11 protein-coding genes and 1 pseudogene are annotated in these 9,993 nt (G+C 62.4%); 9 read left to right on the top strand and 3 right to left on the bottom strand.

Features of this window, described 5'->3' with window-relative positions; genetic code table 11:
- Positions 1-72: 72 nt before the first annotated feature.
- The 3 genes from QZS21_RS04625 (at position 73) to QZS21_RS04635 (ending at position 3,701) form a co-directional block, all read left to right on the top strand.
- Positions 73-885 (top strand): MerR family transcriptional regulator, encoded by an 813-nt coding sequence (locus QZS21_RS04625; RefSeq protein ID WP_295580787.1) that lies wholly within the window; start codon positions 73-75, stop codon positions 883-885.
- Between the two features lie 206 nt (positions 886-1,091).
- The gene (locus QZS21_RS04630) at positions 1,092-1,832 is read left to right on the top strand and encodes a hypothetical protein (protein WP_295580789.1); all 741 of its coding nucleotides are present in this window, start codon (positions 1,092-1,094) and stop codon (positions 1,830-1,832) included.
- A gap of 183 nt (positions 1,833-2,015) precedes the next feature.
- A complete protein-coding gene (locus tag QZS21_RS04635) occupies positions 2,016-3,701 on the top strand; it encodes an S-layer homology domain-containing protein (protein ID WP_295580790.1) in 1,686 nt (561 codons plus the stop codon).
- 16 nt (positions 3,702-3,717) lie between these two features.
- Here the strand turns inward: QZS21_RS04635 and QZS21_RS04640 are convergent, their stop codons facing one another.
- Both QZS21_RS04640 and QZS21_RS04645 read right to left on the bottom strand, forming a co-directional pair.
- A complete protein-coding gene (locus QZS21_RS04640) occupies positions 3,718-4,620 on the bottom strand; it encodes a DMT family transporter (RefSeq protein ID WP_295580792.1) in 903 nt (300 codons plus the stop codon).
- 164 nt (positions 4,621-4,784) lie between these two features.
- On the bottom strand, positions 4,785-4,916 hold the full coding sequence (locus QZS21_RS04645) for a hypothetical protein (protein WP_295580794.1): 132 nt from the start codon (positions 4,914-4,916) through the stop codon (positions 4,785-4,787).
- A 292-nt stretch (positions 4,917-5,208) separates the two neighbouring features.
- Between QZS21_RS04645 and infC the strand changes: the two genes are divergently transcribed.
- From infC to rplT, 3 genes are read left to right on the top strand one after another with little or no spacing between them, the layout of a single operon-like run.
- On the top strand, positions 5,209-5,715 hold the full coding sequence (infC, locus tag QZS21_RS04650) for a translation initiation factor IF-3 (protein ID WP_295580796.1): 507 nt from the start codon (positions 5,209-5,211) through the stop codon (positions 5,713-5,715).
- Between the two features lie 41 nt (positions 5,716-5,756).
- Positions 5,757-5,954, top strand: coding sequence for a 50S ribosomal protein L35 (gene rpmI, locus QZS21_RS04655; RefSeq protein WP_187031929.1), 198 nt, complete (start codon positions 5,757-5,759; stop codon positions 5,952-5,954).
- Between the two features lie 34 nt (positions 5,955-5,988).
- Positions 5,989-6,339: a 50S ribosomal protein L20 gene (gene rplT / locus QZS21_RS04660; protein ID WP_295580799.1), complete on the top strand. Its 351-nt coding sequence runs from the start codon at positions 5,989-5,991 to the stop codon at positions 6,337-6,339.
- Between the two features lie 100 nt (positions 6,340-6,439).
- Here rplT and trmB read toward each other — a convergent pair whose 3' ends face one another.
- On the bottom strand, positions 6,440-7,486 hold the full coding sequence (gene trmB, locus QZS21_RS04665) for a tRNA (guanosine(46)-N7)-methyltransferase TrmB (RefSeq protein ID WP_295580801.1): 1,047 nt from the start codon (positions 7,484-7,486) through the stop codon (positions 6,440-6,442).
- Positions 7,487-7,853: 367 nt separating this feature from the next.
- On the opposite strand from trmB, the gene QZS21_RS04670 reads away from it, so the two are divergent.
- The 3 genes and pseudogenes from QZS21_RS04670 to QZS21_RS04680 form a co-directional block, all read left to right on the top strand.
- Entirely contained in the window at positions 7,854-8,690 is an 837-nt protein-coding gene (locus QZS21_RS04670) for a 3-hydroxyacyl-CoA dehydrogenase family protein (protein ID WP_295580803.1), read from the top strand.
- Between the two features lie 29 nt (positions 8,691-8,719).
- On the top strand, positions 8,720-9,862 hold the full coding sequence (locus QZS21_RS04675; protein WP_295580805.1) for an acyl-CoA dehydrogenase: 1,143 nt from the start codon (positions 8,720-8,722) through the stop codon (positions 9,860-9,862).
- Positions 9,863-9,881: 19 nt separating this feature from the next.
- A pseudogene (locus QZS21_RS04680) lies at positions 9,882-9,993 on the top strand (electron transfer flavoprotein subunit beta); the annotation flags it as partial.

Consider the following 9,993-nt stretch of genomic DNA (forward strand, 5'->3'; position numbering starts at 1 on the left):
TTGACTCTCACACAGGGAGAGGGACTATCCTATGGATGAGCTCAAAAATACCGATGCGGAGGAACATGTTCCATGCTGAAAATCGGAGAATTTTCCAAACTGTCCAGAATCAGTATCCGAATGCTGCGCCACTATGACGAGCTGGGCCTGCTGGCCCCGGAGACCACCGACCCCTTCACCGGCTACCGCTATTACCGGGAGGCCCAGCTGCGGGACGCCTGCCGAATCACGGCCTGGCGGGCCATGGGCTTCTCCCTGGCGGAGGTGGGGGAACTGCTGGGGGAGGCGGACGCGGACGCGCTGGAGCGGCGCCTTGCCCGGCAGCGGGAGGCGCTCCTCCAGACGGCGGAGGAGGTGCAGCATCGGCTGCGGCTTCTGGATACAGCCGTGGAACGGCTGAGAAAGGGCGAGAATATGCAGTATGATGTGACGATCAAGACCATTCCGGAGCGGTACGTGGCCAGCGTCCGGCAGGTGATCCCCAGCTACGACCGGGAGGGAGACCTCTGGCGGATTTTTTTACAGGAGACGGCCCACCTGGCCATCCGGGACGGGGACCCGGTGCTGTGCGCGGCGTATTTCTTTGACGGGGAGTACAAGGAGCGGGATGTGGACGTGGAGATCCAAAAGAGCGTCCGGGGCAGCTACCCGGACACCCCCCACGTGAAGTTCAAGACCATGCCTGCGGTGGAGGTGGCCTCCGCTGTGTGCAAGGGCAGCTACGAGCAGATTGGCGCCGTCAACGCGGCGGTGGCCGCCTGGGTGGAGAGCAACGGCTATGCCTTTGACGGCACCGCCTTCAACCTCTACCACGTCAGCCCCCACGAGACCGAGAACCCGGAGGAATATGTGACGGAGGTCTGTTACCCCGTCCGCCGCCGGTAAGGGTAACTGCGCAAAACAGCCAAAAAGCAAGCCGCTTTTTGGCTGTTTTGCTGTTTTTTTCCAGCGGGTGAAACGAAGCGGCCGGGACCGCCGTCTTTAAGACGTCCAGAAAAAGTTTCGATGGCGGGAACAAATGGCCCGTGGAAACCGTCTATTCCAAAACATGGGAGTGGGGCAGGCTGTTTTGTCCCGAAAGGAAGCGGTGTATGGAGAGAAAACGAATGGCGGGCGTGCTATGCCTGCTTTTGGCCACGGCGGCCGCCGTGGGCTTTTCCCGGCCCGGTGCCCAGACGGGACAGCAGGAGGCGGAGACGCCTGCGGCCCCGGCGGCGGCGGAGGCCCGGCAGGCCCTGCGGCAGTATTTTGCGGCGCAGTACCGGGAGGCGGAGTGCTCCGCCATCTACGCGGATCTGACCCACGACGGGGTGGAGGAGCTGCTGGTGCTGGAGATGGACGGCGATCGCCTGGGGGAGCCGGTGCAGCTCCACGGCGGCCGCCTGGACCCGGACCGCTTCACGGCGGGGGAGGTGACGGTGCTGTGGGTGGAGGAGGATGGCTCCGTCCGTCCGCTGTACAGCTTTACCTGCAGCTCCGCCCACGCGGGCTGGGGGGAGCTGTACCTGCAAAAGCGGGACGGGCGGGACTACCTGCTCCACTACGCCCCCTATACCTCCACCGGCCGGTCGGACTTTCAGCTGGTGCTGTTCTCCCTGGCGGAGGACGGGACGCCGGTGGAGGCGGAGCGCCTTCAGGCGGCCTTCGCCGCCGGGGAGGCCCCGCTGCCGGAGGAGGACGCGGCAGAGGCCGCGGCGTTTTTCACCGCGGCGGAGGCGCTGCTGGAGGGCGCCAAGCCGCTGCTGGTCTACGACGTCATCCACGACCCCCTGACCGGCGCCGACGGCCCCCGCCTCTTCGCCTATCTGGACGAGCTGTTCACCACCTTCTGAGTCCTTTACATAACATTTTTTCACAAATGCGGAAAATGCCGAAATTCGTCTTGACCCGGCGGAGCGCTTTCCGTATAATGAAGGACAGGCGCTGTTGATCAGGCGACATAATGCCGCAGCCCTTTTGGGGCTGCGGCATTTTCTGATAAGAAGGACGACAAAATTCGACGGGAAGGAACCACTATGAGACATTTTCGTTTGCCCAGGCGGCTGACCGCCGCGGCCCTGGCCGCCGCGCTGGCCATGCTGCCCGCCGCCGCATTTTCCGATACCGAGGGCCACTGGGCCCAGGGAGCCATCTCCAAGTGGAGTCAGGAGTACAGCCTCATCCAGGGGTATGAGGACGGGACCTTCCGGCCGGATAACTCCATCACCCGGGGGGCCTTCGCCGGGATCATGGACCGCTTTTTGCAGTTCCGGGCGGTGTCCCCGGCGGAGACCTTCTCCGACACCGCGGGGACCTACTGGGAGTCCGCCATTTTGAAGCTTCACGCCGCCGGGGTGTACCTGGGCAACGGCGGGAAGGCCCTGGCGGGGGACACCATCACCCGCCAGCAGGCGGTGACCATGATTGCCCGGGCCTTCTCCATCACCGGTGACGCAGAGGTGGCCCTGCCCTACGGCGACGGGGACCTTGTGGCGGAATACGCCCGGGGCGCCGTGGCGGAGATGTCCGCCCGGGGGTACATCACGGACACCTGGAACGGGGACTTCCGGCCCGGGGAGCCCATCACCCGGGCGGAGATCGTCAACATCCTGAACAACATGATTCAGGTGCTGGTCCAGGAGAGCGGCACCTATTCCGGCGACCAGGCCGGCACGGTGATGATCAACGCCGCCGGCGGCGCGGAGCTGATGAACATGACCATCGCCGGGGACCTGATTCTGGCGCCGGGCGTCACCGGGCCGGTGACGCTGACGGACGTGACCATCGCCGGCAGCGTGCGGAATTTCAGCGGGGTGGAGCCCACCGTGGTCACCACCCAGCCGGAGGAGACCCCCGTGACGCCGGAGGACCCGGGGCACCCGGAGGACCCGGAGGTGGTTCCGCCGGAGCCGGAGGGGCCCGGCATCCGGCCCAGTGAGGTCTATACCCCCGGCGCCACCAACGGGGAGACCTTCCTCTACAGCAACCAGCAGATTCCCGTCTACGCGGACCGGGCGCCCAGCCAGCTCTACCCCGGGGATTTCTACTGGGAGGAGGACCGGCTGGTTTACGCGGGGGACGCCTTCCGCACCCGCTTCGGCATCGACGTCTCTGCCTACCAGAACCGGGCCAGCGAGAACGAGACCATCGACTGGCAGGCCGTGGCGGACGACGGCGTGGAGTTCGCCATGGTGCGGATCGGCCTGCGGGGCTACTCCAACGGCGCCATCCACGCCGACGCCTTCTACCGGGAGAACATCCAGGGGGCCATGGACGCGGGGATTGAGACGGGGGTGTACTTCTTCGCCCAGGCCATCACCGTGGAGGAGGCCATTGAGGAGGCGGACTTCGTCATCGGACTGCTCCGGGACTTGGACATCAACGGCCCGGTGGCCTACGACTGGGAGATGCACGACGCCACCTACCGGGTTTACGGCACCTCGCCGGAGATGGCCACCGCCTGCGCCGTGGCCTTCTGCCAGCGGGTGGCGGAGGCGGGCTACACCCCCATGGTCTACGCGGGCAGCTACGTCAGCTACGTGAAGTACGACCAGGGGGCCATCGCCCCCTACCTGAGTTGGTATCCGGAGTATAAGAGCGCCAGCTCCGAGAAGCTCTACCCCGCCTTCTACTACCAGATGGACTACTGGCAGTTCTCCAGCAGCTGCTCCATCAACGGCATCGGCGGCCGGGTGGACGCCAACATCCAATTCCTGAGATGAGAAAAGCAGGCGCCTGTCAGGCGCCTGCTTTTTCCGGCACGGGGACCTTCACCCGCCGCTGGGACACCACCACGCCCACAGTGATGAGCACCGCTCCCAGCAGGGCCAGGGGGGAGATGGGCTCCTTCAAAACCAGCCGGGCGGCCACGATGGTGACAAAGGGATTGAGGTAGATGAAGTTATTGGTGGCCACCACCCCCAGCAGCCGGAAGGCCTTGTTCCACAGCACGTAGCAAAGGCCGCTGCCGATGAGGCCCAGGAAGAGGAAGTTCCCCGCCGCCAGAGGCGTCAGCAGGGGGGCGGTGGGGTAGGGGGCGTGCTCCAGCAGCACCAGGGGGAGGGCGGTGGCGGCGCCCCAGAAGAGGGTCCGCCGGGTCATCAGAAGGGGGTCCAGCCCCTGGCCCATCCGCCGCAGCAGCACGGAGTAGACCGACCAGCACAGCGCCGCCGACAGGGCCAGCAGGTCCCCCCGGGGGTTCAGCCGCAGCACGAAGGTGCCGTTGCACACCACCAGCACCACGCCGGTGAAGGCCGTCAGAAAGCCGAAGAGGGTGCCCCGGTGAAACCGCTCCTCCCCGGTGACGTGGGCCAGGATCGCGGTGAAGATGGGCGCGGCGGCCACCAGAATGCTGACGTTGGAGGCCAGGGTGTAGGTCAGGGCGGTGTTCTCCGTATAGAAGTAGATGGAGCACCCCGAGACGCCCAGCAGGAGGAAGGCCAGCTCCTGCCGCCCGGTGAGGGCCAGCTTTTTCGGCCGCAGCAGCCACAGCGCCCCGTAGGCCAGCAGAAAGCGGGTCAGCATGATCTGGGAGGGGGTGTAGTACTGGAGCAGCAGCTTGCTGGAGATAAAGGTGGAGCCCCACACCGTGATGGTGAAAAGGGCGAAGAGGTAGCCCGGAAGTTTCTCGTGCTGTTTCATAGCGGTTCATCCCGTCCTGTCGCAATCAAGTTGGCCCCTATCATATCACAGGCCCGGGGAAGGTGCAAGAAAAAGCGGGAAACGGGGGAGTGGCCGCCGCGGCGCAAAAAAACACGCGGCAGGGACTACATCCCGCCGCGTGTCTCCATGTCAAAGGGAAGCGCTCACTTGCGGTTCTCCTTCTGGTTGCGCTCATTCTGGTTCTGCTGCTGGTTCTGGCTGCGCTCGTTCTGATTGCGCTCGTTCTGGTTGCGGTTCTGCTGGTTGTTCTGATTGCGCTCGTTCTGGTTCTGCATAAGGACACCCCCTTCCACTCACTTGCGTTCAGCCCTATTCTCTCCTGGCAGGGCGGAAAGTATACGGAGACGGCGAAAAAATTTTGGTTGACAAACCGGGACGGGGCTGATATACTAAATCAGCAAAACAAAGAAGGCTGCATGCATCCGCCTCACCTCCAGCCACCGGCAAAGAGGTCAACATCGTGAGAATCGGGCTGCCCTAGGGGCAGTTTGTTGTTGCGCGGATGCCAGGGATGGTGTCCGCGTTTTGTCATTTTGGAATGGAGGTGCTTCGACCATAGCTAAGTTAGTGCATGAACTGAACGAAGATATCAACGACAAGGAAATCCGGCTGATCGGTTCCGAGGGGGAACAGCTCGGCATCATGGCTTCCGCGGAAGCCTTGCGGATTGCCGATGAGCAGGGTTTGGACCTGGTCAAAATCTCGCCCCAGGCGACCCCTCCGGTCTGCAAGCTGATGAACTACGGAAAGTTCCGGTTTGAGCAGAGCAAGAAGGAAAAGGAAGCCAGGAAGAACCAGCATGTGGTCGAGATCAAGGAGATCCGGATGTCTCCGGGCATTGATATCGGAGACTTCAACACGAAGCTCAAAAACGCGCAGAAGTTCATCGCCGAAGGCAACCGTGTCAAGGTCTCCGTCCGCTTCCGCGGCCGCGAGATGGCTCACACCGACATCGGCAGAGAGCTGCTGGCCCGGTTTGCAGAGCAGTGTGCCGAGACCGCCAATCTGGACAAATCCGCCAAGCTGGAGGGACGCATGATGTCCATTTTCCTCTCCCCCAAGGCCGGCAAGTAAGATAACCAAGATTTTCAAACACACGGAAGGAGCAAACTACGATGCCTAAGCTGAAAACCCATAGCGGTGCCAAGAAGAGATTCAACCTCACCAAGACCGGCAAGGTCAAGCGGGCCAAGGCCTACAAGAGCCATATCCTGACCAAGAAGGATACCAAGCGTACTCGTCGTCTGCGTGCCGGCGGCTATGCGGATGCCACCAACATGGACGCTGTCCGCAAGATGATCCCCTACAAGTAAGATACGAGACGTTTAGAATAGGAGGCTTTACACAATGGCTAGAGTTAAGGGCGCGATGATGACGCGCAAGAGAAGAAGCAAGGTCATGAAGATGGCCAAGGGCTACTGGGGTTCCAAGTCCAAGCATTTCCGGGTTGCCAATCAGGCAGTCATGAAATCCCTGAGCTATGCATATACCGGCCGCCGGCTGAAGAAGCGCGACTTCCGGTCCCTGTGGATCACCCGCATCTCCGCTGCCTGCAAGATGAACGGGATGAACTACTCCACCTTCATGCACGGCCTGAAGACCGCCGGCATCGAGATCAACCGCAAGATGCTCTCCGAGCTGGCCATCAACGACGCCGCCGCGTTCACCCAGCTCACCGAGATCGCCAAGAAGGCCTGAGCGGCCCTCCGATGGTGACTCCACAGCGCCCCGGGAACCTTCCCGGGGCGCTGTTTTTTGCGCGAAAAGGGCCCCTCCCGGCAAAGGGAGGGGCCCGCGCTTATTCCTGGGAGGCCTTGCAGAAGTAGGGGCCGCAGTCCGCCTCATGGGTGTGGGCGTAGGTCCAGGTGAACGCCTTGTCCACCAGATACCAGTCCATGCCAGGGACCGCGCCGCCCTCCTCGGGCAGGGAGGCGATCTCCGCCCTGGAGATGGCCCGGACCGGGGGGACCCCCTCCGGGGGGTATTCGGCGAAGAAGAGGTAGAGTGTCTCCTCCGGAGTCTCGGCCAGGGCCCGGCGGGCCGCCTCGCCGGACCGGCAGGGTGCCAGGTTCCAGGAGAAGAGGTGCCAGAGGTAGCTCCCCTCCGAAAGGACGTGTCTGCCCAGGTCCGCCTCGGACACGCCGGCGGCGAAGGCGTCCAGCCACCGGTCCTTCACCACCTCGATGTCGGCGGGGAAGGGCTCCTCCCAGGGGATCATGGTGGCCACCAGCCGGTTGATGGGCAGGCCCTGCTCGTAGAACTTGGCCTCGTAGTCCGTCATGACCCCCACTGGGCCGTCCTGGTGGAGGTTCCGGGTGACCTCCGACAGCGTGAAGCCGAAGGCGGGAATCTCCTCCACGGAGAACTCGAACAGGTCCTGGTTGTCCGTTTTGAAGTGAATCTGCCCGCCCATCTTCAGCACCTGGCGGTACAGCTTCAAAAAGTTCCCGTGGGTCAAACGGCGCTTGGCGTGGCGCTTGCTGGGCCAGGGGTCGCAGAAGTTGACGTAGATGCGGTCCGCCTCGCCGGGGGCGAAGAAGGAGGGGAGCTGGTCGGCGTTGGCGTCCACAAAGTAGACGTTGGTGAGCCCGGCGTTCACGCACCGCTCCATGGCCACCACCATGGCGTCCGGCACCCGCTCCACGGCGATGAACAGCACGTCCGGCTCCGCCGCGGCGGTGCCGGCGGTGAAGCGGCCCTTGCCGCAGCCCAGCTCCAGCCGGACCTCCCGGGCCTGGGGCATCAGCTCCCGCCACCGGCCCCGGCGGTCATAGGGGTCCCGGATCAGGCGGTCGCCGCAGCGGTCCATCCGGGGAATGAGATTCTTCTTTTTTCGCATACGCATGGCAGCATCCTCCTGGGATTGTGGTTTCAAACGAAAAGGGCCTCGAAAACGGGCCCGGCAAAGGGGATTGTACCACAGAAACCCCGCGCTGTAAATGCTTTTCCGGGTGGGAGAGCCGGGGGAAGCCCTGTTAACGTATTAACGATTTGTATAAAATTTAGAGGGGAATATGTACAAATTGTAAAAAAACGAAATTTCTGCGGACACCATTGCAAGTTTGACTTGATAAATGAGGAGGAGGACCCTATAATGAAGATTGTGAGTAAATTGGCAAAGTCAGCGTTTGCTCTCTTTTCCCCCGCAGACCGAAACCAAGGTACACAGGTGACCGAAACGACTGAATTTTAAATAACAGGAGGAAAACAACATGAAGGTAGCAATTTTTGGTGCAGGTACGATGGGCAGCGGCATTGCCCAGGTTTTCGCGGCGAAGGGCCACACCGCCCTGATGTACGCCAGCTCCACGGCGTCCGCCCAGAAGCACAAGGATAAGCTGGCCGCTTCCCTGCAGAAGCGGGTGGAGAAGGGTAAGATGGCCCAGGAGGCCGCCGACGCCCTGATGGCCAACATCCTGGTGGAGGAGAAGACCGCCTGCGCCGACGCCGACCTCGTCATCGAGTGCGTCAAGGAGGATATGGCCACCAAGAAGGTTCTGCTGGGTGAGCTGGACGCCATGTGCAAGCCCGAGACGATTTTTGCCTCCAACACCTCCTCTCTGTCCATCACCGAGATGGCCAACGGGCTGAAGCACCCCGTCATCGGCATGCACTTCTTCAATCCCGTGCCCAGCATGAAGCTGGTGGAGATCATCCGGGGCGCCAACACCACCCAGGAGACATTCGACTTCATCTATCGGCTGACCCAGGAGATCGGCAAGGACCCCGTGGAAGTGGCGGAGGCCCCCGGTTTCGTGGTCAACAAGATTCTGGTTCCCATGATCAACGAGGCCATCGGCCTGGTGGAGACCGGTGTGGCCTCCGTGGCCGACATCGATAAGGCCATGCAGCTGGGCGCCAACCATCCCATGGGCCCCCTGGCTCTGGGCGATTTCATTGGCCTGGACGTGTGCCTGGCCATCATGGAGACGCTGTACAACGAGACCGGCGACTCCAAGTACCGTCCCGCCCTCCTGCTGAAGAAGATGGTCCGTGGCGGCCTGCTGGGCCGCAAGTCCGGCAAGGGCTTCTACGACTATTCCAAGTAATTTCATTTCAATCTTAAGGAGTGGATGGTATGGACTTTCACCTGACAAATGAGCAGCTGATGCTCCGCAAGATGTATCGTGAATTTGCCGAGACCGAAGTCAAGCCTCTGGCTGAGGAGCTCGACGAGGAGGAGCGCTTCCCCATGGAGACCGTGGAGAAGATGGCCAAGCTGGGAATGCTGGGCATCTACTTCCCCAAGGAATACGGCGGCGCCGGCGGCGACGTGCTCTCCTATGCCATGTGCGTGGAGGAGCTGGCCAAGGTCTGCGGCACCACCGCCGTCATCGTCTCCGCCCACACCTCCCTGTGCTGCGCCCCCATCTATGAAAATGGCACCGAGGAGCAGAAGCGGAAGTACCTTCCGGACCTGCTCAGCGGTCGCAAGCTGGGCGCCTTCGGCCTGACGGAGCCCAACGCCGGCACCGATGCCTCCGGCCAGCAGACCGTCGCCGTGCTGGAGGGGGACCACTATGTGCTGAACGGCTCCAAGTGCTTCATCACCAACGGCAACGTGGCGGACACCTTCGTGGTCTTTGCCATGACCGACAAGAGCAAGGGCAACCACGGCATCTCCGCCTTCATCGTGGAAAAGAGTTTCCCCGGCTTCTCCACCGGCAAGCACGAGAAGAAGATGGGCATCCGCGGATCCTCCACCTGCGACCTGATCTTTGAGGACTGCATCGTACCCAAAGAGAACCTGCTGGGCAAGGAGGGCAAGGGCTTCAAAATCGCCATGCAGACCCTGGACGGCGGGCGGATCGGCATCGCAGCCCAGGCCCTGGGCCTGGGCGAGGGCGCGGTCAACGAGGCCGTGAAGTACACCCAGGAGCGGGTCCAGTTCGGCAAGCGCCTCAGCCAGTTCCAGAACACCCAGTTCCAGCTGGCCGATATGCACACCCGGATGCAGGCCGCCCAGTATTTGGTGTACGCCGCCGCCTGCAAAAAGCAGCTGCACGAGGACTATTCCATGGACGCCTCCATGGCCAAGCTCTTTGCCGCTGAGGCCGCGTCCGACGTCACCCGCCGGGCCGTGCAGCTCTTTGGCGGCTACGGCTACACCCGGGAGTATCCCGTGGAGCGTATGATGCGGGACGCCAAGATCACCGAGATTTACGAGGGTACATCCGAAGTCCAGCGCATGGTCATTTCCAGCCGCCTGGGCGTGAAATAAGTAAGGAGGTATAGGTCAAATGAAAATCATTGTTTGTGTCAAGCAGGTGCCGGATACCTCCGGAAAGGTAGCGGTAAACCCGGACGGGACGCTGAACCGCGCGTCCATGCAGACCATCACCAACCCGGATG

Source organism: uncultured Oscillibacter sp., from assembly GCF_900544955.1.
Classification (GTDB): Bacteria; Bacillota; Clostridia; order Oscillospirales; family Oscillospiraceae; genus Oscillibacter.

What these genes read in the sequence shown, in the direction of transcription:
- QZS21_RS04625 (WP_295580787.1), top strand. Translation starts at nt 73, where the DNA reads ATGCTGAAAATCGGAGAATTTTCCAAACTGTCCAGAATCAGTATCCGA.
- QZS21_RS04630 (WP_295580789.1), top strand. Translation starts at nt 1,092, where the DNA reads ATGGAGAGAAAACGAATGGCGGGCGTGCTATGCCTGCTTTTGGCCACG.
- QZS21_RS04635 (WP_295580790.1), top strand. Translation starts at nt 2,016, where the DNA reads ATGAGACATTTTCGTTTGCCCAGGCGGCTGACCGCCGCGGCCCTGGCC.
- QZS21_RS04640 (WP_295580792.1), bottom strand. Translation starts at nt 4,620, where the DNA reads ATGAAACAGCACGAGAAACTTCCGGGCTACCTCTTCGCCCTTTTCACC.
- QZS21_RS04645 (WP_295580794.1), bottom strand. Translation starts at nt 4,916, where the DNA reads ATGCAGAACCAGAACGAGCGCAATCAGAACAACCAGCAGAACCGCAAC.
- rpmI (WP_187031929.1), top strand. Translation starts at nt 5,757, where the DNA reads ATGCCTAAGCTGAAAACCCATAGCGGTGCCAAGAAGAGATTCAACCTC.
- rplT (WP_295580799.1), top strand. Translation starts at nt 5,989, where the DNA reads ATGGCTAGAGTTAAGGGCGCGATGATGACGCGCAAGAGAAGAAGCAAG.
- trmB (WP_295580801.1), bottom strand. Translation starts at nt 7,486, where the DNA reads ATGCGTATGCGAAAAAAGAAGAATCTCATTCCCCGGATGGACCGCTGC.
- QZS21_RS04670 (WP_295580803.1), top strand. Translation starts at nt 7,854, where the DNA reads ATGAAGGTAGCAATTTTTGGTGCAGGTACGATGGGCAGCGGCATTGCC.
- QZS21_RS04675 (WP_295580805.1), top strand. Translation starts at nt 8,720, where the DNA reads ATGGACTTTCACCTGACAAATGAGCAGCTGATGCTCCGCAAGATGTAT.